General features: G+C 53.3%; 25 protein-coding genes and 1 riboswitch. Of the genes, 8 read left to right on the top strand and 17 right to left on the bottom strand.

The window, feature by feature from the left end:
• Positions 1 to 50: 50 nt before the first annotated feature.
• The 5 genes from CGZ75_RS17465 to CGZ75_RS17450 all read right to left on the bottom strand — a co-directional run bounded on the left by CGZ75_RS17465 (position 51) and on the right by CGZ75_RS17450 (position 5,683).
• Positions 51 to 1,280 carry a glycosyltransferase family 2 protein gene (locus CGZ75_RS17465; protein WP_089525509.1) on the bottom strand — a complete coding sequence of 410 codons (1,230 nt, stop codon included), beginning with the start codon at positions 1,278 to 1,280 and terminating at the stop codon, positions 51 to 53.
• Between the two features lie 84 nt (positions 1,281 to 1,364).
• Complete coding sequence (locus tag CGZ75_RS17460) at positions 1,365 to 1,796, bottom strand: hypothetical protein (RefSeq protein ID WP_089525508.1); 432 nt, start codon at positions 1,794 to 1,796, stop codon at positions 1,365 to 1,367.
• Between the two features lie 375 nt (positions 1,797 to 2,171).
• Positions 2,172 to 3,890, bottom strand: a complete 1,719-nt coding sequence (locus CGZ75_RS17455; protein WP_089525952.1) for a family 10 glycosylhydrolase — start codon at positions 3,888 to 3,890, stop codon at positions 2,172 to 2,174.
• A 764-nt stretch (positions 3,891 to 4,654) separates the two neighbouring features.
• Entirely contained in the window at positions 4,655 to 4,996 is a 342-nt protein-coding gene (locus tag CGZ75_RS24695) for a hypothetical protein (protein ID WP_141136806.1), read from the bottom strand.
• A gap of 81 nt (positions 4,997 to 5,077) precedes the next feature.
• Positions 5,078 to 5,683 carry a YwhD family protein gene (locus tag CGZ75_RS17450; RefSeq protein WP_089525507.1) on the bottom strand — a complete coding sequence of 202 codons (606 nt, stop codon included), beginning with the start codon at positions 5,681 to 5,683 and terminating at the stop codon, positions 5,078 to 5,080.
• Positions 5,684 to 5,862: 179 nt separating this feature from the next.
• Between CGZ75_RS17450 and CGZ75_RS17445 the strand changes: the two genes are divergently transcribed.
• The 7 genes from CGZ75_RS17445 (at position 5,863) to CGZ75_RS17415 (ending at position 14,701) form a co-directional block, all read left to right on the top strand.
• Positions 5,863 to 8,004 (top strand): M1 family metallopeptidase, encoded by a 2,142-nt coding sequence (locus CGZ75_RS17445; RefSeq protein ID WP_089525506.1) that lies wholly within the window; start codon positions 5,863 to 5,865, stop codon positions 8,002 to 8,004.
• 28 nt (positions 8,005 to 8,032) lie between these two features.
• Positions 8,033 to 8,857, top strand: coding sequence for a hypothetical protein (locus tag CGZ75_RS17440; RefSeq protein WP_089525951.1), 825 nt, complete (start codon positions 8,033 to 8,035; stop codon positions 8,855 to 8,857).
• A gap of 268 nt (positions 8,858 to 9,125) precedes the next feature.
• Positions 9,126 to 9,356 carry a hypothetical protein gene (locus CGZ75_RS17435; RefSeq protein ID WP_089525505.1) on the top strand — a complete coding sequence of 77 codons (231 nt, stop codon included), beginning with the start codon at positions 9,126 to 9,128 and terminating at the stop codon, positions 9,354 to 9,356.
• Between the two features lie 210 nt (positions 9,357 to 9,566).
• Positions 9,567 to 9,727, top strand: a riboswitch (cyclic di-AMP (ydaO/yuaA leader).
• A 3-nt stretch (positions 9,728 to 9,730) separates the two neighbouring features.
• On the top strand, positions 9,731 to 10,234 hold the full coding sequence (locus CGZ75_RS17430; protein ID WP_425436503.1) for a C40 family peptidase: 504 nt from the start codon (positions 9,731 to 9,733) through the stop codon (positions 10,232 to 10,234).
• A gap of 215 nt (positions 10,235 to 10,449) precedes the next feature.
• Positions 10,450 to 11,124 carry a M15 family metallopeptidase gene (locus CGZ75_RS26245; RefSeq protein WP_281255117.1) on the top strand — a complete coding sequence of 225 codons (675 nt, stop codon included), beginning with the start codon at positions 10,450 to 10,452 and terminating at the stop codon, positions 11,122 to 11,124.
• A 103-nt stretch (positions 11,125 to 11,227) separates the two neighbouring features.
• Positions 11,228 to 13,291, top strand: coding sequence for an alkaline phosphatase (locus CGZ75_RS17420; protein ID WP_089525504.1), 2,064 nt, complete (start codon positions 11,228 to 11,230; stop codon positions 13,289 to 13,291).
• 642 nt (positions 13,292 to 13,933) lie between these two features.
• Complete coding sequence (locus CGZ75_RS17415) at positions 13,934 to 14,701, top strand: exodeoxyribonuclease III (RefSeq protein WP_089525948.1); 768 nt, start codon at positions 13,934 to 13,936, stop codon at positions 14,699 to 14,701.
• 124 nt (positions 14,702 to 14,825) lie between these two features.
• On the opposite strand, the gene CGZ75_RS17410 is transcribed toward CGZ75_RS17415, so the two are convergent.
• The 8 genes from CGZ75_RS17410 to CGZ75_RS17380 form a co-directional block, all read right to left on the bottom strand.
• The gene (locus tag CGZ75_RS17410; RefSeq protein ID WP_089525503.1) at positions 14,826 to 15,731 is read right to left on the bottom strand and encodes a 3'-5' exonuclease; all 906 of its coding nucleotides are present in this window, start codon (positions 15,729 to 15,731) and stop codon (positions 14,826 to 14,828) included.
• Between the two features lie 145 nt (positions 15,732 to 15,876).
• Positions 15,877 to 16,326: a VOC family protein gene (locus tag CGZ75_RS17405; RefSeq protein ID WP_245850900.1), complete on the bottom strand. Its 450-nt coding sequence runs from the start codon at positions 16,324 to 16,326 to the stop codon at positions 15,877 to 15,879.
• Between the two features lie 125 nt (positions 16,327 to 16,451).
• On the bottom strand, positions 16,452 to 16,895 hold the full coding sequence (locus CGZ75_RS17400) for a PH domain-containing protein (RefSeq protein WP_089525502.1): 444 nt from the start codon (positions 16,893 to 16,895) through the stop codon (positions 16,452 to 16,454).
• A 201-nt stretch (positions 16,896 to 17,096) separates the two neighbouring features.
• Positions 17,097 to 17,249: a DUF1540 domain-containing protein gene (locus CGZ75_RS17395; RefSeq protein WP_089525501.1), complete on the bottom strand. Its 153-nt coding sequence runs from the start codon at positions 17,247 to 17,249 to the stop codon at positions 17,097 to 17,099.
• A gap of 169 nt (positions 17,250 to 17,418) precedes the next feature.
• Entirely contained in the window at positions 17,419 to 17,871 is a 453-nt protein-coding gene (locus CGZ75_RS17390) for an SRPBCC domain-containing protein (RefSeq protein ID WP_089525500.1), read from the bottom strand.
• 106 nt (positions 17,872 to 17,977) lie between these two features.
• Positions 17,978 to 18,652 carry a sensor histidine kinase gene (locus tag CGZ75_RS25985; protein WP_245850899.1) on the bottom strand — a complete coding sequence of 225 codons (675 nt, stop codon included), beginning with the start codon at positions 18,650 to 18,652 and terminating at the stop codon, positions 17,978 to 17,980.
• 16 nt (positions 18,653 to 18,668) lie between these two features.
• Positions 18,669 to 19,493, bottom strand: coding sequence for a hypothetical protein (locus tag CGZ75_RS25980; protein ID WP_245850898.1), 825 nt, complete (start codon positions 19,491 to 19,493; stop codon positions 18,669 to 18,671).
• Positions 19,490 to 20,200: a response regulator transcription factor gene (locus tag CGZ75_RS17380; protein WP_089525499.1), complete on the bottom strand. Its 711-nt coding sequence runs from the start codon at positions 20,198 to 20,200 to the stop codon at positions 19,490 to 19,492. Before CGZ75_RS17380 ends, CGZ75_RS25980 begins: the two co-directional genes overlap by 4 nt.
• Positions 20,201 to 20,363: 163 nt before the next feature.
• Here CGZ75_RS17380 and CGZ75_RS17375 point away from each other — a divergent pair, with 163 nt between their 5' ends.
• On the top strand, positions 20,364 to 21,080 hold the full coding sequence (locus CGZ75_RS17375; RefSeq protein WP_089525498.1) for a hypothetical protein: 717 nt from the start codon (positions 20,364 to 20,366) through the stop codon (positions 21,078 to 21,080).
• Between the two features lie 227 nt (positions 21,081 to 21,307).
• On the opposite strand, the gene CGZ75_RS25405 is transcribed toward CGZ75_RS17375, so the two are convergent.
• The 4 genes from CGZ75_RS25405 to CGZ75_RS17360 all read right to left on the bottom strand — a co-directional run bounded on the left by CGZ75_RS25405 (position 21,308) and on the right by CGZ75_RS17360 (position 25,710).
• Positions 21,308 to 21,475 carry a hypothetical protein gene (locus CGZ75_RS25405; RefSeq protein WP_176444899.1) on the bottom strand — a complete coding sequence of 56 codons (168 nt, stop codon included), beginning with the start codon at positions 21,473 to 21,475 and terminating at the stop codon, positions 21,308 to 21,310.
• Positions 21,476 to 21,541: 66 nt separating this feature from the next.
• Positions 21,542 to 23,155, bottom strand: coding sequence for an ATP-binding protein (locus tag CGZ75_RS17370; protein ID WP_089525497.1), 1,614 nt, complete (start codon positions 23,153 to 23,155; stop codon positions 21,542 to 21,544).
• 273 nt (positions 23,156 to 23,428) lie between these two features.
• On the bottom strand, positions 23,429 to 24,616 hold the full coding sequence (locus CGZ75_RS17365; RefSeq protein ID WP_089525496.1) for an anhydro-N-acetylmuramic acid kinase: 1,188 nt from the start codon (positions 24,614 to 24,616) through the stop codon (positions 23,429 to 23,431).
• Positions 24,610 to 25,710, bottom strand: coding sequence for an N-acetylglucosamine kinase (locus CGZ75_RS17360; protein WP_089525495.1), 1,101 nt, complete (start codon positions 25,708 to 25,710; stop codon positions 24,610 to 24,612). The genes CGZ75_RS17365 and CGZ75_RS17360 overlap by 7 nt, the downstream gene beginning before the upstream one ends.
• Positions 25,711 to 25,862 lie beyond the last annotated feature (152 nt).

Genomic DNA, 25,862 nt, shown 5'->3' with positions numbered 1-25,862 from the left:
TTTTCCCTCTTCACATTGTCATAATCGGTGGTCGGAGCATTGGTGGATCATCATCCCCCATTCACGATGTTATTGAGCAGCTGTTGTAGGCTTTTCGTGCGGAATACCTCGTGAAAAATGTCCGGCTTGTCGACTAACCCATTCCCCGAGCTTAGCCGGCTACTGGGAAGCCTCGGTATTTTTCCCTGTGGAAAAAACCAGGAGATTTCATTCGGTTGCCCTTTTTGATTGGCGTGATCCAGCAAGTTTTGCAGGTCTACGGCCGCCTCGAACAGCTTCGGTCCGAGTACGAGCGTATACGGAGTTGATATCGAATAAGACGCGTACAGCAAGGAATTTGTAACTTTCATCCCTGGGAATGAATTAAAGCTCGTCGTTGGATGTGAAATGCTGGAAAGCAATTCGGTCGGCTGACCTGACTCGGATAAATCCAGCACTGTGAAGGTGTAGTTGCTATATGTTTGCTCATACACATTTTCCATGATGGCGACCTCATGCTCCCTCGCATGCACAAGTGGGAACAATACAGTCAACGGCGAGGAGACTCCTCGCCGTTTCCGCGCCTGATGCCGAGTCAGATGATAGGCATAACGCCAGCGCCGATGGGCAAGTTCAGACTTCAGAGAAGCCGATATACTGAAGGACGAATTCACCCGGTAATCGACCAGTTCCACCGGTAGATGTTTCATCCGGCAGTGTTCGGTCAGCCGCAGCCAATAGTCATAGTCCTCAACAGGCTGCATACCGTAGGGACCAGTTAACCGGGCATAACTCGATTTGTACATAAAAGAAATGCCTACTATAGAAGAGTCCAGCAGCTTTTCCTCCGACTGGGACTGATAATGACGCATTGAAGCCAGCTCAGCCTCGGACATTAACTGCCGTCCCTCGTCGTCAATGCTGCGAAAGGAGCTATACACAAGGCCAAGCTCAGGCAGACTTTGGACTAAAGCGGCCCGTAGCACCTCTAAATAATGAGGGTCATAACTATTATCTGACGAAACCCAAGTCAGGTATTGAATCCGATCATCTTCCAGTAGCGGCTCAAAACCTGTATTAAGCGCATGCGCCACACCTTTGTTGTCTGGATAAGAGAGAACCTCCACTCTCTGATCCTGCCCAACCTGCGCTCGAACGAGAGGTTCCATCTCCGGTGCACCGTCAATAACCAGGATAAAGCGAAACTTCTGGTAGGTCTGGGCAAGCACCGATTGAATAGCTATAGCCAGAAATTCGGGCTTTTGCTTGTATACCGGCATGACAATTCCGACATCCGTCAAACGGGTTCCCTCCTCGGAACGGATTCGACCATCTTCCACTATATGTGGATTGCAGACTCTTCATGAAAAGTCGGTTCCCTAAACTTAGTTGCTATAACCGCTAAAGTTGAAGCTTTCCGGTCCGACACGAAGCATTCCAGCTAAGCTAGAGGTGGCAAACACGGAGTAAGCGGCAGAGGCGCTCACCGGCGCTCCAAAGTCTGAGCCGTTGAAACTGACTGCGCGTGGGCCCGTCTGGGCTGCCAGAATCTGCTCACTGAGCGAGAAGACGACAACGCCCCCAGAGGTTAGCCCCCTCATTACATAAATGGTGACCATCGCATCAACAGGTGTGCTCGGCTGCTGGAACGTCACCGTTCCGGCAAACTCTACCCGTGTGTTGCCGGGAGTGCCGAGCGCGAGATTGAGCGTTTGCTGTGCGACTAGTTGCAAGCTGCCCGACGTGGGAATAGGAATAGCGATCGAGCTGCCATAACTTGCGTTTTGTGAGGCTCTAGAATCAAGCCAAGTAGACATATTCGATCCCTCCATTTTCTAAAATATGGAATATCATATGCCGGACAGGCCATTCTGCAACGGACAAGCGCCCCTCAGAACATTTCTTGTTTCCTGAGCTTTTTGAGCAAAAGAATAGCCCGCTCCGGAAATCGGAGCGGGCTATTCTTGAGCCGATGGAACGGAGCGGTATAACTTGCCGCTCCCCAGATGTTGATTGTTATGTGTGCTTGCTATGCGTGCTTGCTATGTGGCAGTCTCTTGCTTGCTGCAAAAGATGAGCTTACTGGAACCGTAAGCAACTTCAGTAGCCGAATGGCTGCAAACATTATTCGGCGTCAGCGAGCCCACTGAAGCTGAAAGCAGCTCTTGGAACCGATTGGCGGCTGCTAGACCCTAGTCGGCGTCAGCGTAGTAGGATCGCAGTGCATCGGCGATGCCGAGCGGATTGCGACGTAAGTCTTTGGCACTGAAGAACAGCTCGCCGGGCACAGCACCTGTGAGCTGGTTGTAGTCTAGCTGGCGCGTAATTTCGGCAGATGACTGCCAGCCTGACTCCGATGTGCCGAGCTTGTAAGGCGAGTGGCCGATGTACAAGTCTACACCGGTTCCCTTCACTGTTTTGAGCCACCATTCTGCGACTTTATCGTAAGGTACGGTTGGATGAGCGAAGCTCCAGTAAATCTGTGGAGCGACATAGTCGATCCAGCCTTGCTGCACCCATAGGCGCACATCTGCATACATGCTATCGTACGTCGTGACCCCTGCCTTTGTATCTGAGCCGGTAGGATCGACTGACTTGTTGCGCCACACACCAAACGGGCTAATGCCAAAGCTCACAGAAGGTTTTGCCGCTTTGACGGACCGATCCAGCTCCTGCACGAATGCGTTGATGTTGGAGCGCCTCCAGTCGGCCTTGGACATCAGCGTACCAGCGCTGTATAGCTTGTAAATTGCCTCATCATCAAAAGTCGACCCCGATGGATAAAAATAATCATCCAGATGAATGCCGTCTACATCATAGCGGGCCGCTACTTCCGTAATGGCGTCAATAATGGCTTGCCGGGCAGCCGGTATTCCCGGATTGACGTAGAGCTTACCGCCGGAGTTAACGATCCACTCAGGCTGCTGGCGGACGAGACTGAGAGGGTCCAGCTGCGCCGGATCGGTAGTAGTTGAAGCCCTGAATGGGTTAAACCAAGCATGGAATTCCATGCCCCGCCGATGCGTTTCCTCGATCATGAAAGCTAGTGGATCATAATTCGGCTTCAAGCCTTGCTTACCCGTCAAAAACGCTGACCACGGGCTGAGCAATGTCGGATACAGCGCATCGCCTGCTGGCCGCACTTGCACGAATACCGCATTCATGCCCATTCCTTTAAGCTCATCCAGCAGCTGCGTGAATTCCAGCTTCTGCTTGGCACTATCCTGTGCTTTAGCGGAGGCAGCAGTCGGCCAGTCCAAATTGTAAACGGTCGAGATCCAGGCACCGCGCAGCTTGGCTGGTTTACCCGGGCCCGGCACGACAGCGCCAGGGTTCGTTCCCGTTCCAGGCGGCGTACCTGTTCCGGGTGGCGTACCTGTCCCTGTTCCGGGTGGCGTACCTGTTCCGGGCGGCGTACCTGTTCCCGTTCCAGGCGGGGGTTCGCCTCCCTCTCCACCCGGCGAAGTCAAACGGATGGTCCGTGCGCCTTTGTTCCAATCGACTACTAGGCCCAACTGTTCGCTGACGAAACGAAGCGGCACCATGGTCCGATTCCCCTTCATCTGGACAGAAGTGTCTAGCTTGATCCGGGTTCCATTCACAAGAGCGTAGGTTTGTCCCATGGTGAGTGTAATCGCGCTACCAGACATGGTGATGTCGGCCCGGCGCTGTTTGCTGGACCAGCTAACCGAGGCCCCAAGGCCTTCGCTCACGACTCGTAATGGCACCATCGTCACATTCGCTTTAGCTACGATATAAGGGGGCGTGTCAGAAGATAACTGCTGCCCGTCCAGATAAATTTGAATGGTAGATGCAGCAGTCGCATCGCCAGGCACAGCTGCCGTCCCGGCTGCAAGCGCAGCAAGTAGCGGTAGCGCGACGAGTTTACGCAGTCCCGATCGGGCCAGCATTTTTCTTTTTTGATTCACTTTCTCATTCCTTCCACAAGTCCTTGTATGAATGCCTCAAAGTGTAAGGCCAACGCTAGGTTAGACGCCAGGTGGGCATCGGAAGTTGCTAACCTTTGCCATAACGAGGGAAAACGGAGAATAACGGCGAAAAACCGTCTGTCATTGCAGAAAGATGATGCTGGGGCTCGAGGAAGGCGTTATTTTGCCGATAAATGCCCATTACTGAATATTCTGATTATTTAAATAATTGTAAAGATAGGTTATACTTAAGTCACTCCCACAGAGGAAAGGGGATAGTCCAATGGAGACGGTTAGCGAAGCATGTCCCCGACTGGACGGCATATCGGTCCGATCGGTGAAGCTTGCCCCACGTGCAGGGCCAAGCGGACATGCGGGTACTGAAACGGAAATCTGTTGTGCACACGAACCGGTAATTCAATCTGTATGGAGAAAACGAAATCTGAGAAGGAAGCAAGCGTTAGGTTACGCAAGCTGCTGGGAATGGAGTGTCAGTGTCTAATTGAATAAGAAACGGTTAAGCAAGAAATAGGGCTTCTGGTTGTCAGCGGACAAGCGGAGGCCCTATTTGTGTTTATGTCGTTAAATGGCTTGAGAGATCCTCGTTTTTTCAACGCTTAATACTTCTGTTCCACCGCCATAGTTAAGGTGCTTTAAATTTAACCGCATCATTATGTTGAAGAAGGAACTGCTGGAAGTCTTCCGGGAAAAACTATTTATAGTGTTCAACATATACTTAGATCTACTTAAGTCGCAGCTATTTCCCAAGTGCATTCTAGAGGAGCGAATTCCAACAAGTAACTTTGACTACTTGCTTCGTCATCCCGAGCCACATTTCCGCTCCTCAAGTAACTTTGACTACTTGCTTCGCCATCCCGAGCCACTTTCCCGCTCCTCAAGTAACTTTGACTACTTGCTTCGTCATCCCGAGCCACATTTCCGCTCCTCAAGTAACTTTGACTACTTGCTTCGGCATTCCGAGCCACTTTCCCGCTCCTCAAGTAACTTTGACTACTTGCTTCGGCATTCCGAGCCACTTTCCCGCTTCTCAAGTAACTTTGACTACTTGCTTCGGCATTCCGAGCCACTTTCCCGCTTACTCCAACATATCCAACAAAAAAATGGTGTCCCGAAGGCAGGCCGCAACCTGCTCTTAGGACACCATTTATTTATGCTCCCAGCTGATCCTTCAGCGTCTGGGGAGAATGCTCCCACCACTCACTGTTGTGGGAAATGAGCAGCTCGCGTAGCGTCTGTTTCTCCTCATCGGAAAGCCCATCCAGTACGAAACGACGCTTGATCGCGTAATCGAGATTGTTGACATGCTGCGCGAGAATCTTCCAGCCGCGGCGAGCCTCGGTGTCCACGAGCATCGGGCAGGCTGTCACCCCTGCATAAAAAGACCCCTCTTCGTCCCGGTCGACCGCGACCCAAATGATCCACACCGGACGGCCGTTCGGCACGTCCTCCTTGTTAGGAATGAACTTAATGCCCTTTTCCACTTTGCTCTTGGCATGCATAGCACCATTGTCGATGTAGGCCTCGCTGCCGTCCAAGATGACGGAAGAAACACGACTAAGATCGATCGTACCTGCTCCGAAACCGCGATGTTCCTTGTTACTCACAACATTTAGCGACAGCGAGCGCTTGCCCTTCGCCGGTTGCTCCGCGCTCTGTGCCCCCTGTGGCTGCTCCGCCGCGTTCTGTACACCCTGTGTTTGCTCCGCCGCGCCCTGAGCGCCTTCTGGCTGCCCTGTTCCTTTATTCTCTTCCATACCCTGCTCCCTTCCAAGCTTGCTTGAACCAAGCTGATCTATAGTCCGAAACCACCCGCAAGCTACCATCAATGGTACAGGCAGGGGCTTGTATCCGATATTTTTCATTTTAGCTAATAATCCTGCAAAAGCAAACATATAGATGCCTTAGAAGCTTGTCAACGGGAGGGAACCGGTTCATGATCTGTCGCCGATCATTTAAAAATTTGCTGCTCGCAGCGCTATTGCTAACCCTCTTGCCGCTCCCGGTCATAGGGAACGCCAATATCGCCTATGCGGAGTCCGCCCTTGCAGAGGCTCGCACCTCTCCAACCGGACATGCCCCCAGCCTTTCGCTCGATGGTTTCGCTGCTCTCAATCTTTCCAACGGTCTGTTCACTGCTCTCAATCCTTCATCCACCCTTACCTCGAACACCGATGCTGCGCCCAATCTTGCTTCCATCCTGAACGAGACTACCAGAAAAACGGGGAAGAACAACGGCAAGTCGACTGCAGAGTCTCCCCCGGCTCCGACACCACGGCCGCAGCCACAACCGCTGTCTCAGCGCATCACAGACTATCAGATTCAGGTCAAGCTTGATGGCAAGATGCTGATCGGCACAGAAACGGTAACCTGGAAAAACCCTGGAAAGAAGACCGTGTCGGATATGTATCTTCATCTGTATCCAAACGCCTTCCTCTCGAACAAAACCACGTTCATGAAAGAGTCCGGCGGCATGCTGCGCGAGGACAGGGCAACAGAGGCGAGCCAAGGCTACATGCGTCTGGAATCGCTTAAAACAGAGGACGGAACGAGCTTGCTGCCGCGCGTACACTTTGTGCAGCCGGATGACGGCAACAAAGACGACTTCACTTTGGCCAAGCTCAAGCTTCCGCAGCCGGTCGCTCCCGGCGGAGAGATTACTTTGCAAATCGGCTTCAGTGTCAGCATGCCGGAGGTGTTCGCACGCATGGGCTATTCCGGCAAGTTCGTCATGGCCGGACAGTGGTTCCCGAAAATTGCCGCCTACAACACCGCCTCCAGCTCCCGTCCTGAGGGCTGGGATGTCCATCAATACCACGGCAATTCTGAATTCTATAGTGATTTTGGCCTCTACACCGTCAAAATCGAGGTACCTGCAGGCTACAAAGTAGCTGCAACAGGTGTACAGATCAAACCTGTCGAGCCAGCCAAAGGAGGACAGCTCTTTACATTTTATGCTGAAGATGTACATGACTTTGCCTGGTCGGCCTCACCGGACTTTATCGTCAGCGAAGAAGCGTTCTCTGCCCCAGGCGTTCCAGGGGTGCGCATCAAGCTCTATCTCGATCCGCTCCAAAAGCCGCTTGCCGAGCGCTACATGCATGCCGCCAAGTCAGCTCTGGCGAAGTATTCCCAGTGGTATGGAACCTATCCGTATAGCAGCCTCTCCATCGTTGTTCCACCGGCGGGGGCCGGAGGGGCGGGCGGTATGGAATATCCCACTTTAGTGACTGCTTTTGCCGCAGATACGGACAATCCCGGATACAGCCTGGAGCGTGCAGTCGTCCATGAAATCGGCCACCAATATTGGTATGGCATGGTTGCCTCCAATGAATTCGAGGAAGCTTGGCTGGACGAAGGCTTTACCTCCTACTCCGAAGACAAAATCATGGAGAGCGAGTACGGCGTCGAGCCGCGTACCGCGCTGGAGGCAAGCTATGTGACCGATCCAGCTCCACTCAAGCTGCTTTCCTGGTCGTACGGCTCGCACGGCCGCTACGCCGACAATGTTTACAGCCGAGCGAAGCTGGTGCTGACCGGAATCGAGAATCGCACTGGACAAACGACGATGAACAAGATTTTGCGGACCTATTTTAACCAGTACAAATTCAGGCATCCAACAACGGCCGACTTCAAGCGAGTTGTGGAACAGGTAACCAAAGACAAATGGGATGATTACTTCAGCCAGTTCATATATGGCGGTCAGATGGCCGATTACGCGGTGGATTCGATTCGGATTTCCTCTTCCAAGGGGCCTTCCGGCAAACCTGCCTACGAATCCCATGTTGTCATCCGCCGCATGGACGGTGTGTACGGGCCTGTACCGGTCACTTTCCGCTTCGCCGATGGCCGAACTGTGCAGCGAACCTGGGACGGCGTAGAGGACAACGTCCTCTACAAACTGGGCTCCTCCTCCCCACTGCTGTGGGCGGCGGTTGATCCAGAGCGAACCAACGCGCTTGATAACCGGCAAATTAACAACTATTTAAGGGCCGAAGCACCAGCAGATCAAAGGGTGCGGATCAGTCTTGGCATCGTCAAGGCGCTGGAATGGATTGCAGGAGCGTTCGCCTGGTGAGGGCGGCGAAGAGAGGGGTGACTCATCCGTGTCCACATATCTTAAGCAAGGCTGGGGACTGACCGTCAAACATTTGCCTATCGCGGCCTTCCTGTTCCTGTACCGCCTGCTATGGGGCTTTTTCCTCTACCGCTGCATTGATGCGATCGTGCGTCCGCTCCTGCAGCGCTACCCTGGAGCGGACGGCCCTACCTCAGGCGGGGATGCCATCTTCTGGGCCGAATCACAGTTCCGCCTTATGAAAACGGGGCTCGCCGATCCGTATCTATGGCTACTCGGCGGCTTGTTGCTTGCTCGCCTGCTTCTAACACCACTGATGAACGCCGGCCTCTATTACTCCATTCAACAAGTCGCAGAAGCTGGCGGCCAAGGAGGCACGAAGTTTCTGGAGGGCATTCGCAAAAAATGGAAGCCGGTCCTGTTGCTATATGGGGCAGAACTGCTGCTGGCGCTGGCGCCAACCTGGTGGCTTGCCAAACAAGCCATCGAGCGTTTCCAGCATTACTCCTCACTGCCCGAGATGGCTGCGGCCGCACTACCTTGGCTCGTCGGCTGGCTGCTCTGGATCGGCCTGCTTCACCTGGTGACGCTGGGCCTGCAATTTGGTGCCGTATCCGGAATAGGTATCGGAGCAAGCATGAAAATGGCTATGAATCGCCTGTTGCCGCTGGCCGGTCTCAGCCTTATCCTTCTGCTGCTGTCCGCTGCCGTTTCGGCAGGTGTTAGTTCTGGTGCATTGGCTTTGGCAGGATTGGCTGCGCTCCTTATTCAGCAATCCTATCATTTTGTGCGCACGCTGATAGACATGTGGATCCTATGCTCCCAATTCAGCTGTTGGTCCAACAAGCGCTGAGTAGACAAACGTCAGCTTAGTTGACAAATGTCTATCGTCATCGTACAATTGTGAAAATTCTCTGACAATTTTGTCTTGTTTTCTTTGCTCGACAACGGTTTATATAACGTTCAGACAGATACAGTTCCGAGTAAGATCACCTCTACAAGATCTTCATTCGCAGCTAACCTTACTCTTACATTCATGTGCGTTAATAAGGATAGATCAAGCTGTTAACAGGGCATACTAGCAAGAGAGTTCATATTTAGATAGAGAGGAAAGAACCGTTATGACCGAACAAATTCATACCTACTACGAGCGGCTGCATCAAACGATTGGCGAGCTGCTGAGCCGTGCCGGCGCTTATCGCAATACGGAGGAGCTGCAGACGCTGCAAAGCGAGCACGCCAGGCTGAACCCCCCTGGAGCCGGAGAGCTTCAAGAGGACGCGCTAATGTCACTGATGGGCATGCGCTCCAAGCTAGTAACGATGATGGAGAACGCGCTTTACACCATTTAAGCTCAAGCTGCGGTCCATCAACCTCAACACTAGTTCAACCGTTAGAAAAGCGCCCGCTGCGGCGCTTTTTTTTTTTCGTTTTTGGCACCATCTGACATGGAAGAGACTGCTTCTATTTCCCATTTAAATCATGAGAATTATGAGAAAACGCAAATTTTGGGAGAAGTATAAGGTAAAATGAAGAAAATCTTGCTTCACAAAAAGTTCAAATTATGCCGAATGCCGAATTCCATCGAACATGGAAACGGGGGAACCATTTCTGGGTGAATTGATTTTGGGCGTCACGCCGCAGACAGCGGATGCCGGATAAATCATAGGGAACCTTCAACCGAACCCCACAGCTAACCTCGTAGGCTCTGGAAGGAGCACATCGTTTGAAAAAGCAAGCTGTCAGCATCGCTCTCGGATTTACCCTGCTATTCTCAGCAGGCTCGCAAGGCGCGTCAGCCGGCTCCACAATGGACGGCGTTATCGACGACGTGATCGGCACCCCTTATAAGGCAGCTGGAACAACGACCAAAGGATTTGACTGCTCGGGCTTTACGTCTTACGTGTTCAAGCAATTCAAAATCAAGCTTCCCCACTCTTCCTCCTCCCAGTCAGGCATGGGCAAAAAAGTTACTAAGGATGACCTGCAACCGGGAGATCTCGTATTTTTCAATACGAGTGGTAGAGGCGTGTCCCATGTTGGGGTTTATGTAGGAGACGGCCAGTTCGCCCACTCCTCCAGCAGCAAGGGAGTTATTATCAGCGAGCTCAGCGAGTCCTACTACGCCAAACGTTATCTGTCCGCTCGACGGATCATGGACGACAAATCTTTTGAGAAATTCGCTGACGATGTCGCAGACCAGCAAGACGGCGGTCCGGACGTCGACTAGCCATATTCTGGTGTGCTATGCACCAAGCCTGCAAGCCGTAAGAAACCTCCTGCCGGAGCGTTTCCTGCGGTTTGTTTGTTTTTTTGGGGTAGGGTAATGTCTCTCAGGCATAACCGGATTCACAGGAATGGATAGCTTTTACTGAAGCCAATAGGCTCTCCCACTCGTAGTAAAGGGATGGACTTCACCATAGAAAAGCTAAAAGGAGATAAAAGATGGGAATGCCACAACCGACGCATAGGATGCGTCCCGCTTCAGCCGCCACAACCACTGCGCGGAAGAAGGCCCGCCGAAAGCAGCGGAGACTTGGCTGGTTCATCCTTGTTCTCGGATTTATTGCGACGGCAGGCGCGCTGATCAAGCTTGAGCTGCCCCGTGTTTTTGATAAAGCCATACCGCAAGGTCTCTACCGGGAAGTACCACCCGTGTCCGCCCTTCACCCCGAGCTATCCACAGCCGCTAAAGAGCTAGCTCGCCAAGCAAAGGCAGCAGGAATCACGGTTGTTTACACCGACGACTTCCGCAGCTCGGAGGCGCAGGACAAGCTGTACGAAAAAGGGCGCAGCCAAGGCGGATCTGTCGTTACGCACGCCAAAGGCGGCGAGTCTTATCATAATTACGGGTTGGCGATTGATTTTGCCCTGGAGAACAAACGCGGGGAAATCATCTGGGACATGGAATATGACGGCAATCGCAACAGCAAGGCTGACTGGCTGGAAGTCGCCTCGCTCGGCAAAGGACTCGGCTTCACCTGGGGCGGCGACTGGCCGGACTTCAAGGACAACCCGCATTTGCAGATGGACTTCGGCTACTCGATTTGGGAACTGCAGAAAGGCAATCGCCCGTCAGGCTCCCTGCTCGCGGACGGAACAACAGCCGGAGAAAAGTAGATTTACCTATTCTTAATGCAATTTTATTATTCGCCGCATACTACCCTCTTAAGATAACGATGAACAGTCACTCATACTCGTTATCCTGGGAGGGTTTTTCAGAATGAAGAGACAGACTAGGACAGGCAAAATCCTGCTCGGCGCTATGCTGGCAGCAACGACAGCCATTGGCGGCACAGGGCTGACAGAGCTCGGTGTAAAACCGGCAGCGGCAGCCCAAGCGTCGACGGAAAAAGGGGATGCGGCCTCCATCTACATTGCGCCGATCCATAATGCCAAGTTCCTGGCAGCCGCGAAGTTCGACTTCCGCGTGGAGCTGAACAACTGGACGGGCAGTGCGTCCGACGTCAGCATTCTTATTAACGGCAAGAGCCCGGAAGCAGTCTTTGGCAAAAAGCTTGAAGGAACCTCGACGGATAAAAGCCGCGAATTCACCATTCGCGACGTCGCCTTCGCCAAGGCGGGCAGCTACACGGTTAGCGTGAAGGCAGGCAGCCTGAGCCGCAGCATTTCTTACCAAGTCGTGAACAGCACGGAGACGGGCAAAAAGGCTAAAAACGTCATCATGTTCATTGGCGACGGCATGGGTGTTTCTAGCGTTACCATCGCTCGCGCAATGTCCAAAGGTCTTACGGAAGGAAAGTACAATGGCATGCTTGAAATGGACAAGCTGGATCAGCGCGCCTATGTGACGACCTCCGGCATGGACTCCATCGTCACGGACTCCGCTAATAGCGCCAGCGCCTATATGACCGGCCACAAATCGGCCGTTAACGCGCTCGGCGTTTACCCGGATAATACCGAAAGCTCGCTCGACGATCCAAAAGTCGAAACGATTGCCGAAATGCTGAAGCGCTCGCGCGGCATGTCGGTCGGCATTGTGACGACCTCTGAGCTACAAGATGCCACACCAGCATCGCTCGTATCCCATACTCGCCGCAGAGCGGACAAGCCTGAAATCTCCGAAATGCTGCTGAAGCTGCAGCCGGAAGTTGTGCTGGGCGGCGGCTCTGCTTATTTCCTGCCAAAGTCTACAACGGGCAGCAAACGCTCCGATGAGAAGAATATTGTCGACGGCTTCAAAAATGCCGGTTACAGCTACGTAGAAAATGGAGCCGGACTAAAAACGGTCGGCACGCCGGATAAATTGCTAGGACTGTTCCAAAGCAGCGATATGAACGTGTATTACGACCGTTCTACGAACAATACGGCTGCTTTGAAATCTTTTACGGATCAACCTACGCTGTGGGACATGACTAGCAAAGCCATCGAGGTGCTGAGCAAAAATGAGAACGGCTTCTTCCTAATGGTTGAAGGCGCCAGCATCGACAAGCAGCTGCATACGATGGACTGGGAACGCTCCGCTTACGATACGATTGAAATGGACAAGGCGATCGGCCTCGCTCGTGCGTTCGCGGATAAGAGCGGCGACACGCTCGTCGTTGCTACCGCCGACCACTCCCATACGGCAAGCATCGCTGGCACCTACAAAAAAACCGAGACGGAAACGGGCCGTGATGCCTTGCGCACATACGATGCCTCCAGCTTCCCGAGCTACAGTGATGCCAATAAAGACGGCTTCCCCGACTCCCCGGATGTCGATCGCAAGCTGGCTGTAACTTTCGGTGCGACGCCGGACTACTATGAGGACTATATTTTCAACTCTGTGCCAGTGCCTCCTGCTATTAAAGAAGGGGATAACTACGTCGCCAACCCGGCCACGCTCGCTGATCCCGATGCCCCTGACAAGGAGAAATACCATCATACGGGCACGCTGCCTCATGATGAGTCGACCGAAGTGCATTCCGCCGATGATGTACCTCTGATGGCTCATGGCCCAGGCGCGAGCTTTTTCACAGGCACGATGGATAACACCGAGGTATTCTACGCTGTGGCAAATGCCATCGGACTTCGTCTGGACGGCTCCAAGCCTGCATCCGGCTCTTGGATCGTGCTGGATGACTTCTTGAGCCTTGTCGGCGGCAGCACTACCTACGACTCCAAGAAGAATGTCACCTTCATCAAAGCCGGTGGCAGCACGATTGTGCTGTACCATAGCCAAGGCATCGCTAAGAAGAACAACAAGATCGTTGCTCTGAAGTTTAAACAAGAAAACGGCAAGCTTATTGTTACTAGCGAATCTCTGCTTGCAGCTCTTGGTAAGTAACCTGGCGATTGCAACTAGGGAGACAGGAGCCGTGGTGACTGTAGCGTTAGCGACAGTAGCATTGCTGGCAATAGCTCTGGCAACAAACAGTAACCTTCCGTGACAGCTAAGCAAGCCGTTTGTCGCTACACCTTCATATTAGCTCCAGGGGGCTGTCCCAAAAGCCCCTAAAATCCACACGTAATTAAGCTTCCGGCTGCTGCGTCTACGACTTTGGATCCAGTGCCTCATACTAATAAACTAATAACAACAAAACAGAAGGAAGCTGAGCCAAGCTCAGCTTCCTTCTGTTTTGTTGTGAAAGTTCCTATTGCATCGCTTCCACACTAGCGAAACTTAGAGCACCTCAGCTTGTCCATGCACGTCCTAACGGAACTGAGAAGCGTTATTGGGATCAGAAATGAAAATATTACTACGAGCTGCCCTCAATAGCGTCTCTCAGGTCCGTTACGCATGGAGGGGGGGATTCATGCACAAGTACAACTCATCGCGCCTCAGATTCGAAAACTAGTCAGCGCCTTGGAGCTACATTGTACTGGGTGGCCCCTTTTCCCAGCTGTATGAATGTCCACCCTTCGCTGACAGCCCCGTCCTCCCATGCTACACTGGACAGACAAGCAGGACATCAGGGGGAGAATGGATTTGAAGCTGGTATCATGGAACGTCAACGGCTTGCGGGCCTGTGTCAAAAAAGGATTCGCCGAATACTTCGAGACGATGGACGCCGATGTGTTCTGTGTACAGGAAATAAAGCTGCAAGAAGGCCAGATTGAGCTTCAGCATGGCGAGGATTATCATCTGTTCTGGAACTATGCCGCTCGTAAAGGCTACTCCGGTACAGCGGTATGGACGCGCAAACAGCCGCTTTCCGTGCGTTATGGGCTGGAGGACGACTTTGAGGAGGAAGGCCGTATTCTAACGCTGGAGTTTGAGGGTTGGTACTTGATCAACGTGTACACGCCAAATTCCCGCCGTGATCTGTCCCGCCTCCCCTACCGACTGGAATGGGAAACTCGCATGCTGGACTATTTGCGGAAGCTGGACGCCGTCAAGCCGGTTATTATGTGCGGTGATCTTAACGTCGCTCATCAGGAAATCGATCTCAAAAATGCACGCTCCAACCGTGGAAACTCCGGTTTTACGGAAGAGGAGCGCGGCTGCATGAGCACCTTGCTGGAGACAGGCTTCACCGACACGTTCCGCTACCTGCATCCGGATCGGACCGACGCCTATTCCTGGTGGTCGTTCATGCCGAAGGTGCGAGAACGGAATATCGGCTGGCGCATCGACTACTTCCTCGTCTCCGACCGGCTGCGGCCGCTTGTGACCGCAGCCGAAATCGACAGCGCGACGCTTGGCAGCGACCATTGTCCCGTCATACTGGAGCTGGCAGATGAGCCACGAGCATAAACAACTTACACAGCTAAGCGGAAACAAACATAAAAAAGAGGAAGTCCCCCATTCGGCAACTACGCCGAACAGGAGACTTCCTCTTTTCGTTCACCAACTCAGACCGGCAGCGGTAAACCTGCTCTTATTGCCGTTCGCCTTCCGGCAAAGCTTCGGCGACAGCAGCATCAACCTCGCCCGAATCCGCTTCAGTATCTGCTGCACCATCGGGTTGATCTTCGGCGGAAGCTACAGGTTGCTCGCCATCAGGCGTCCGTTCCGGCCGCGGTGGGCGGGGCTTAATCGGCTTCTCCACCTCAACGTCATAGTAGGCCTTGAGCTCCGCGGCTTTTTTGATATTGATGTCTACCTTGGCCTTGGCCAGCTTCTCCGCGATAAGCTCCCAGGTCGGTTGAACCTTCTGCACCGCCAAGCCTCGAAGCGCGTTTTTGACCATGCGCCGTTCCTTGGCGTTGGAGTACATATCTTTATATCTGCGCGCATCCGTCTCCGGCTGAATCTCCGGGAACACGCTGCGGAAAATTTCCGCGGTCATCCGCGCATCATCCAGCGCCCGGTGTGCCGTGCCCTGGGCGGGTATACCAAGCTCCTCCAGCGCCTTTTCGACGCTGACATCGTTGGTTAGCCCGCGGGTACGCAGATAGATTTTGAGCAAATCGTAATAGTCAGCTTGTAACCAGTAAGCGTCATCCATCCGGTGCATTCGGGTATCAAGCACGATGCGCTTCATATCCTCCCCGCCCCAGGTGACGAAGGTGCAGGCTTCGCTACGATCCAGCCACTCACGGAAAGCGCGGAAGATGGGCACGCAGCCTTTGGCCACATCGATATCCTCCTGCGCAATACCGGTTTTCTCCCGGATGAAGCTATTTAGCTTAGAAAAGTATACGGGCTTGATAAGAGAAGAAAACTCGTCAACCTGCTGCAGGCTCTCGTTCAACCGCACCGCGCCGATTTCGATAACCTCCATCGGTTTGTCGCTGGCGAATTTTCTCCCATTGAACTCAATATCGAGAATGATGTAATCCATCGTAGACCTCCATAACTTAGGTCTATCCATCATACACGAAATAGGAGAGGGAAAGACAGCCGAGCAGAACCCGAATCAGCCGAACGACGAATTAGGGAAGCTCTAATTTGTATCGAAAATTAACCGGAGTCCTTGTCCTCGAAGGCTAGCCGCGGTTGACCATTAGCTTGTTGCCGTCAGGATCCTTCAGGACGAACCATTGGCCTTGCTCAATCTCAGTCACAAGCGTTGCACCAATGGATCGAGCATGCTTGAAAGATTCTTCCACATCATCGGTCAGCAGCATGAATGCAGGCGTGCGAAGGATCGGCGGCCCTCCGGGCTCCTCTCCTCCCCAACGAGGCATCGTATCCAGCATGATGTCCGCTCCTTGCATGGGGATGACACACATATGGTCAAAATAGATCGGGCATTGCTTCTCATCAATTCCGAGAAGCAGACAATACCAGCTGCGGGAACGCTCCAGATCGCTCACTGGGATGAAACAGCCTCCGATGCGGCTTTGAATGGGGCTGAACTGCGGTACAACTTCGCTTTTTCGCAAGGCTTCGGCTTCAGAAACCTTTTTCACTTGCTTTTGTTGCGAATGTTCCACATTAACCCCTCCAGCATTTTATTCCAATTATAGCTGATGTCAGTCCAATAGTATGCTGTATTTAACAAAGGGCTAAGTGGAGCTTCATTTGCTGATCAACCGACGTGCATTGCGCCTGTCTTCGTTCAGGAAACTTTATTGGCTGCAACTTGCTCCACGATTAACTGCGGACAGCGTTCACAGAGCTCTTCCATGAATTTCGCTTCCAGGAGCGGCGCCACTTGATAGCTGTCATACGCCCCTGCGTTTAACTCAATATGATGAGCGGAGAAAAGACTGGACAATCCCGAACGTTTACGCCGAGCACGGGTCAGCTTGCGGTACGGAATTCGTCTCACAATCGGGCCCGCTCGGTAAAATAGATGCTCATCTTCAAAAACATAAAAGGTTACAGCCCAAATCCAGATGAGCAGCCCTGCCGTCAGGAGGATGACTATAGCGACGGCTATCTGGATCGGCCCAGATCCAGCACTGTCAATAAGCTCGGTTACACCGGCAAGCACCAAGAAGCTGATCGCGGACCAAGTGAGACAAGCCGGCCGTAGCTCTCTTTTTGGCACAAATTTCATTCCCTATCTCAAACGCTCCTTTTCCGTTAAATATTTCCATATGAACAAGAATAGATTTTACCATATCAGATGCCGTATGGGCTCCCTATTTTCAAAACTTTATCAAAACCACTTGATAACAATAATCATTATTGAGTATAGTATAGAGAGCGAAACAAAAAGACAGCCGCTGGCACGGCTGCCTGATCGAATGACGATACATTAAGCTTTGACTTCAAAGGTTTTGCAGTCGGTTTCCTCCGAGTTGCTCGCTTGTCCACGATTGCTTGTCACATAGATGGAAGAAGCGTTGCATTGGTTGCCGGAAGCCCAGTTTTTGCAGCTATCCACTTCGCATAATACGTCCTTAGCCATAAGTTTCACCTCCTAAGCCGTAGTTACAACAGCGGCCTGACACGTGAAGCACATTCAAGCTCGTCCGGAATTTGCAGATTCCGATGGGCTATTTCTTGTTTTTGCGTGTTAGACCTTCTCCTATCATAATCCATATTAAGCCCTTTAGCAATTCCTCCTATTTTTCGGATTACCAGCCAAAATCCATCGTTTTGCCCGTCTCGACAAACGTCTTAGCGCTGCTCAAAATAATCGGCCAGCTGCCGCTCGCACTGGCGTAAGACGGATGGTTGTCCGGCCAGCGGTCGTTGACAAGCATCAGCTTCGTTGTGCTGCCGACTAGCTCCAGCGTCAATGTAATTCTCGTTTCCAATTCGGCATGATTGTCCCGATAAGAGGGGCCGGGATGCTCCGTGTAGCTCATGCGGACATTTTCGTCGAATTCCAAAATGCTCCCATACACATGCACGGTATGATCCCCGTCATTGCCCGGGCCTACATATTTGTACTCCGAGCCCGGCTTGAAGTCCGTCTCCAGTACAGTCCCGAAAAAAATCGCGCGCGTACCTTCAGGCTCCACAAAAGCCCGCCAAACTTCCTTTGGGGAAGCATTGATATAAATCGTGTAGCTCAACTCATCCATCCCTGTCACCTCTTCGCAAAAATGGTTAATTCCTTTTCAGCATAGCATGTCAGCCATGAGCGGGATTGGATAAATGCGACAAGCAGACGTTCTCTAGGTTGCCGGGTCAAGCCGATTCCTGCCGAATGGCAGAAACAGAAGCATGGGAGGGCTTATTGCGATAATGAGCCGGATTAGCCAGCGGCAATGTTACGGTAACGACCGCACCGCTTTCGCTGCCATTGCTAGCGGCAACTGTGCCGCCGCTTCGTTCCACAATGGCGCGGGAGATAGCGAGCCCAAGTCCCGTATCGCCGCCCTTTCCTTTGACAAAACGCTGGAAAAGATTCGGAAGCATTCCTTCCGGGAAGCCTGCACCATCGTCCTGGACTCGTACGGTGAGCGTCTCCTTGCTGAACGCGGCCTCCACTGTGATGACCGAATTGGCGTGACGAGAAGCATTAGACATCAGGTTAAGGAATGCCTGGAGCAGCTTGTCTCGATCAGCAGCAACCAGGTGACGCTTCGGCTCGGCTTCGGGCCACTTTAACTCCATACGGAGATTTCGCTTCGCGAGCAATGGATTTACCCGCTCTGCTGTATCATCGACTAACTCCCGAACGTCCACATTCGACACTTGAAAAATATCTTCCTCGCTCTCAAGCTTCGCTAGCAGCGTCATCTCCGTCACAATGCGGGTAAGCCTCCCGGCTTCGCTGAGGATAATTTTCAGCCCCTTCTGAGAGCTCTCTCCTTGGAAAACTCCATCCCGAATCCCTTCCGCATAACCGGCAATGGACATTAAAGGCGTCTTGAGCTCATGGGAGGCATTCTGGAAAAATTGCTTTTGCGCGCCGGTTGTATCGATCCAGCTCCCCCGCCAGCTCATGAACCGTGCGCGCTACAGCGCCGATCTCTCCCCCAGCCTTCACCAACGCGACCTCGCCGAAACGCCGTTCGCGAACTTTTTTCAGCTCACCGCGAAGCCTTACGAGAGGGCTGATGAGCTTTCGGGTAAGCAGCAGACTCAACAGGAAGGCAACCACGCCACCGGCTATAAGCACGAGCAGCAGACGTCCCATCAGCGCTTGTTCAACTTCTTTAATCTGGCTGAATGGCTTAACGAGCGCCAAATTGCCCTGAGGTACTTTAATTACATCGGATAAATAACGATTTGAACTGCCGAAGGCAAGATCAAATCGACTTTGATTCGAATCAGTTTCAACTGCAGGAGCGCCCAACCTTACTACACCCTCCGGCAGCCCGGAAGCCCCGCTGCTCTCCCGTAGGATCTTCCCTGATTCATCAACGAGATAAACCTCCATACCCGAATAGGCATCAAACATTTGAGAAGAATCAGTGGGCAGTCCCTCTATAATCGTTGCAGTCTCTCCGGTCTCAGTTCGCGGCAGGGGAGGATCTTGGTCCTCTTTATTATTGGAAGGCTCAGGACTCTGCGCATTGGCGTCACTTCCGGAAGCCTCCAGCTTCGCTGCCAAAGCTGTGCTGATGGAGCGCATTTCTTGCTTCTGAGTCGTAACCAGATAGTCCATCAGTACAAAGTGAATCAGGATAGCCGCGAATCCCAGGACAAACACGAGCAGCAGGCCGAACGCTAGATTAATCTGATGCTGTAGCTTCATTCACCTTCTCCTCCTTCTTCTAAGCGCAACCGATACCCGTGACCCCAGACCGCTTCCAGCGGCAGCTCGACACACTTTTTCCGCAGTCTTTTGATTAGATGGTCCACAGCCCGATCACTGCCGAAATAATCATCTCCCCAAATCATGACAAGCAGCTCTTCCCTATTAAAGGCGCGGTTGGGATGCCTTGCGAATACATGCAGCAGCTCGAATTCCTTGAACGTCAGCTCAAGCTCGTTATCCTCCCAAAAAGCGCGGCGTTCCTCCGGTAAAATCCGTAAGCTGCCAAGAAGGAGCCCTTCTTCTGAATTCGATGGTTGCAGTGGGGCGAGCCGACTTCGGTACCAGCGCTGAATCTGACGTTTTACACGAGCGACAAGCTCGCGGGGACTGAACGGCTTGACGAGATAATCATCGCTGCCGAGCTCAAGTCCTAATATTTTATCCACTTCGCTGTCTTTCGCGGAAATCATAATAATCGGAACCTCGGCCTCGTCGCGAATCCGTCGGCATAGCTCATAACCATCCATGCCTGGCAACATAATATCCAGCACCCATAAATCTGGCGGATTGCTGCGGTAAAGGGTCCATGCTTCCTCGGCGGAAGCAAGCCCGATCGTATGGTAGCTTTCCTTATTTAAATAAGCTTCGACCAGATGACGGATATTCTCGTCGTCATCCACGATTGCGACCGTAATACCCTGCATAGTTCGAGCCTCCTGTTTCGAATTCAACTAAGACCATTATAACAAGCTTGCCCCTTCCAATAGCTTGTGCCATCGTTTTTCCACAAATACACCAATGGCTTGCCACAGTTCGGGCGTAACATGAATCTTGCAACACACACTACACAAACAGGAGCTGTTAACTATGAAAAGAAACTTTATCGCAAGCAAAGTCGCTGTTGCCTCCCTAATGTTCGCCGCCATTGCCAGCCCGCTAGTCGCGAACGCTGCCGTCGATCCGCTTAGCAGCAGCATGGCTAATGTCATGATTAAAGATGAGAATACGAAGGCTAATTCGATCAAAGATGAAAGCTCGAACACTAAGAGCGCTGTGACCAAGGAGAGAAACACGAAGGCTAAGAGTGTTGAAATCAAGGATTCGAGCCCGAAAGTCAAGAACATTGAGCTTAAGAAAATGCAGCCGATGACCGCTAGCTCGTCCGTAAAAGCAACCCTCCAAAGAGATCCGCTGGAGCTCGCCAAAAAATACGCACCTAATACCGTAGGAGAGTGGAAGGAAACGCTGGGCGATCTCGATCAACTTGTTCAGTACGATAAAGGCTCAGCAAAAACAAAAGTAGACTGGGATGCTAAAGCATCCGAAGCATCCGGTGATTACAAGAAAGCTCCTGGGGATAAGCCAGCTTTAGAGGGAAAAACAATGACTAAGAGGATCGACAAAGCCGATGGGGAAGTGCAATATATTCCAGCTACAGAGTTGACAAAAGGCATAACAAAAGCTGAGAAAGCTTTGAATGCTGCCGTTAAGGCCGGCGACAAAGTAGCCATCGAGGACTGTCTTGGCAATCTGCTGGACGCCTACCAGGTGGCGCTGAGTGAACATGAAACGGACAATAAATAAGGCGCGCCGCAGCTGATTTGAGCAGGCTTATGAATAAGTTAGCCTGAACGGATTTAAACTAGAAGTGGCAGAAGAAATAATGCGTCGACTGCTCTGTGCAGAAAATAAACGAAGCTATTGCTTCGTGCAGAAAATAAAAAGCGATTGCTCCCCGGTAAAATACCGTGGGGCAATCGCTGTATAATGAGAAGACTTTTTTACTGTTTACTCGATGAGGAGCACGGGGCTCAGCCATCAGTTCCGGAAGCCAGCTCACGGGCTTGGACCGTAAGCCATTCCAGCAAGCCGGGCAAGCTGATGTTCTCTTGGACGATGCCTACGATAGCCACGACTATCGCGGTGCTAATTAATGCCACTAACTTTCTTTCTACTCTCCGCTTAACCTTGCGAATCATCCGAAATCCGACTCCTCTTAAATTAGTGTCCGATTGCTTATGTCGGAGAAATCGTATCTCGAGATATTAATGGGGGGCTAGTGGAAGCTCCCCTCCCAGCGTTCCTTGTCCTTGCATAACAAATTCCAGCACAGCCGTCGTACCCTGCCCGGGCTCGCTTTGGAAGCGCAGCCGTCCGCCATGCGATTCCATGATCCGCTTGACGATGGCAAGACCGAGGCCGCTGCCCCCTTTTTTACTCGTGCGAAAAGGCTCGCCGATTCTTGCTATTTGGACGGAGGTCATGCCAACTCCCGTATCGATGATTTCAATGCGCTGCCAGCCTTCTTCCTCTGCAAGTCGGACTGTGATTTGGCCGCCTTCCGGCGTGGCTTCGGTCGCGTTTCGAAGTACATTAAGCAGCACCTGTTTGATCTGATTGCGGTCGCAAAGCACATGCCCGTGGGTTTCGTACTCTCGGTGCAATGCAATGCCGTCCAAGCGGCACTGGAATTCCACAACTTGAAGGGTCTCCTCCACTAGTCTGCTTGTCTCTTCTAGCTGCAGGGCCGGAGGCTGTTTCTTTCCCAATCCCATGAAATCTCCGACAATCAGATTGATACGGTCCAGCTCGTCCATGATGAGCTCGTAATGCTCTTTTTTGATCCGAGTGGAAGTGAACTGCAGCATGCCTCGAATGACCGTTAATGGATTGCGGATCTCATGAGCGATGCTGACGGCGAGCTGTCCAGCAAAAACAAGCTTCTCCGCTCCTTGCAGCATCTCATCGGACTGTCTGGCAGCAGTCATATCTCGTAACATGGCTACCGCGAACAACATGCCGCCATCTTCATCCGTAATCGGCAACAAATCAAGCAAGTAATGGCGCTGCCCTTCCGCTCGTTCCGCCGTCATCTCCAGCCCAAGAACCGGACCGCCCCCTCCCTCCAGCATTACTTTTAAGGGAGGACCGACCAAGGGAAGCTTGTCGCACGGTTCGCCTTGGGCATCATGTTCCAGCTGCAACAGCTCCAGGATCGGCTTGTTCATCAACACAATTCTGCCTTCCGGGTCCGCCAACACAACTCCGTAATGCGGAGTCTGTAGGAGCGCCTGGGTGAGAATCAGCTGCCGGTTGTTTCGCTGCCTCAGCTCAAGCTCCCTCTCCATCGATCCAGTCATGGAACGCAGGAGTGCCATCAGTTGCGGATGGGAGTTCTCCGCCATCATCATAAAACTGACCGCCGCCCATGGTCTCGTATCCTCTCGGTGCAAAAATAGCGGGGAAGTATAACAGGCGCTACCTTGCAGAGCGATATGATAATGGTCCTCGCCCATGAGCTTCACCGGCTTGCCGGTGCTCAGGCACAGGGCAATAGCGTTAGGTCCTACTGCCTCTGAAAAACGCACACCTGGGACGATACCAAGTTGTTCAAGTATACCCTCAATTGATTTATTGCCAAAAAAGCCCAGAATGTAGCCCTCAGCATCACTGATAGCGACCAGCATGGGATTGTCCGGCAAAGAGGAAAGAAATTCATCTGTAAAGGAACGGCATATATCCATCAGCTCCGCATAACGCCTCAGATGACTGCTCAGCTGCTCCGGGGCATATCGCTCATTAAATTCAGGCATGGAGGAGGGGTCCATGCCGGATTCACGGCATAAGCGCTTCCAATCCTCGATACGCGACTCTGTCATAAAAGTTCTCCTGTGCCTTTCTAAAAACGTTCTCCGTTGTATTGAGATAAGGATACCACATTTTACCTATCTTTTTGAGAATTAATTATGTTCGTTCATTGTGCAAATTTGATGAAAATGGAATGGAAATGGAATGGAAATTAAATACAAATGGGATGCATATGGGAAACAAATTAAATGAACCGTCTCGCAATAAGGTCGCCGATTGGTTTTTAATGAAAGGAAAAAGAGCCCTGAGTAGGGCTGTTTAGGAAGCTATTGACGGTGGCGAAGTTACGGGAGTGCGAGTTTGCCGAGCAGGGCGGGACGGGAAGCTCCCGTCACCTTCGGTAAATTGTTCGGAATACCCAGCAGAAAATGGTACCCTAACAAAGCAAATAGCACCGCCTCTTTGGCATCGCTGTCCAGGCCGATCTCGCCTGAGCTGAGAACCCTCAGCTCGGGCAGCAGCTCAGCTAGTTGGCGCAACAGCGTTCGGTTATGCGCCCCGCCGCCGCTGACGATGATCTCATCGATGCGGCACCGAGGCATCACGAGGTAGCGGCAGGCATCCGCGATGGACCGCGCTGTGAGCGCCGTCGCCGTTGCTATTGTATCCGCGTCGGACAGGCCGAGCTCCGCCGCGTGTTTCAGCAGCGACTCGGCGTATGCCGCTCCAAACAGCTCGCGGCCAGTCGACTTGGGCGGCGGCTGAAGGAAATAAGGATGCAGGAGCAGCTCTGCCAGCAAGCGACTGTCCGGCGTTCCGCGCGCGGCAAGCTCCCCGCCTTCATCGAAGCGGAGTTTGCCTTCGGACAATCGCTGCACAACATGGTCAATGACCATGTTACCGGGACCGGTGTCGAAGCCGAACACATCATCCGGGTCCGCTCCGGCAGGCAGCACGGTACAGTTGCCGATGCCTCCTATGTTTTGCAGCAGCCGTCCACGCTCTGGATGACGCAGCAGCACAAGGTCGCCATAGGGCACAAGTGGAGCTCCCTGGCCTCCAACAGCCAGATCGGCGGGCCGGAAGTCTCCGACCGTCGGTTTACCTGTGCGCGCCGCAATAACCGCCAGATCGCCAAGTTGAAGCGTAGAAGGAGCAAGGTACGGCGCGCCTGCTGGTGGCTCCGGCATATGCCAGATGGTCTGTCCATGTGAGCTGACAAAGTCTATCTCATCCATCGTCAAGCCAGCCTCCCGTACGGCTTCCAATACCGCGTCTGCAAAACGCTCGCCCAGCCAGGCGTTCATGCCGCAAATCGTCTGGACATCGGACTGCGCCGGATCGCAAAGTCGGCGCAACGCTTCCTGAAGCGGCTCCTCATACGGCCGCGTGTGGAAATGCATCAGCTGGGCGGTCGTGTCCAGCCCCTCGCCTTCGAGTCGGACGACTGCGGCGTCCACTCCGTCCAGCGAGGTGCCGGACATAAGGCCGACCGCCAGCGCGTAACCCCTGCGGGGCCGCCAGCTTAACATGGCGGCTCCTCCCCGTCGCGCAGCGACGGGGCCGTGGACGCCGCAGGCCTAGCCGGCGGCGCAGCGAGCTGGGGCGCGGCGAGCTGGGGCGCGGCGAGCTGGGGCGCACCGCCAAGCGCGAGCGCGGCGGTGCTGAAAGCGGCAGTGCTGGGCGCAGTGCTGGCGGCAGTGCTGGGCGCTGCCGCCAGCTCTCGCTGCGCGAGCAGCACCGCGCCGTGAGCGGCGTCGCGGTGAGCGCCCGTAAGGCGCAGCCGCGGAAGCCGCTGCGCCAGCCGCGCGGCAAAAGCGGCGCGCAACGGTGCGCAGCGCAGCAGCACGCTGCCAAGCGGCGCGAGCTGGCCGTCCGCGAGATCGAGGCGGACGGCCACCTCCTCGGCGAGCTCTGCGAGCGCGGCGGCGTTATGCTCTGCGATTGCCAGCGCAGCGGCATCGCCCGCTTCACAAGCAGCGGAGAGCAATGGTGCTAGCCCCGCGATGTCCTTTTTGACCCGTGCCGGGTCATACACCCAACGGACTAAATCCGGCAAGCCATTCAGTTCAAGCAGGCCGAGTACCGGCGCAGCAAGCGCGGTTGGTCCGCTGCTGCGACCATCCGCCGCACGCACAATCGCACTCAGCATAGCGCGCCCGATGCTATACCCACTACCCTCGTCGTCGATCAGATGGCCGAAGCCGCCCGCTCGATGCGTTTCGCCTGATACGCCTCGCCCATAACAAATTGAGCCCGTGCCGGCGATCAACACGATCCCCGGCTGCCCCTCCAATGCTCCCCACAATGCCGTTTCATGGTCGCCTGCCAACGTCAATATACCCCGAAAGCCATGTAGCTCCAGCGCAGCCGCAAGCCTATTTCGCGCCTGCGGATTACTGATACCGGCCGCGCCGATGCACAAAGAGATGCAGCCAACTAGCGGCACTCCGCGCCGCTCCAACTCATGCGCCACTGCAGCTAACGTCTGCTCGGCCGCGCCTTCGCGTTGACCGTTAATGTTCAACGGACCAGCCTCGAAGCGCTGCAGCTCCAAGCCCGACTCGTCGGCCACGCATATAGTCGTGCGAGTGCCACCACCATCCAGTCCAAGGATATAGGTCATCTTTTTCTCCTCCCCAAGCTATGCAGACACTCTTCACACGAAGCAAGATGCTATCTGCGTGGAAATACGGGCTGGTTCAAGCCGGAACAACAGCAAGCGCTCCAGCACCTTTACCGCAACGAGCGTTTCAGCTTGCCGAATGCCTGCTGACA

This window comes from Paenibacillus herberti, from assembly GCF_002233675.1.
In the GTDB taxonomy this organism is placed as follows: domain Bacteria; phylum Bacillota; class Bacilli; order Paenibacillales; family Paenibacillaceae; genus Paenibacillus_O; species Paenibacillus_O herberti.
This window is presented reverse-complemented; position numbering and strand designations above follow the sequence as displayed.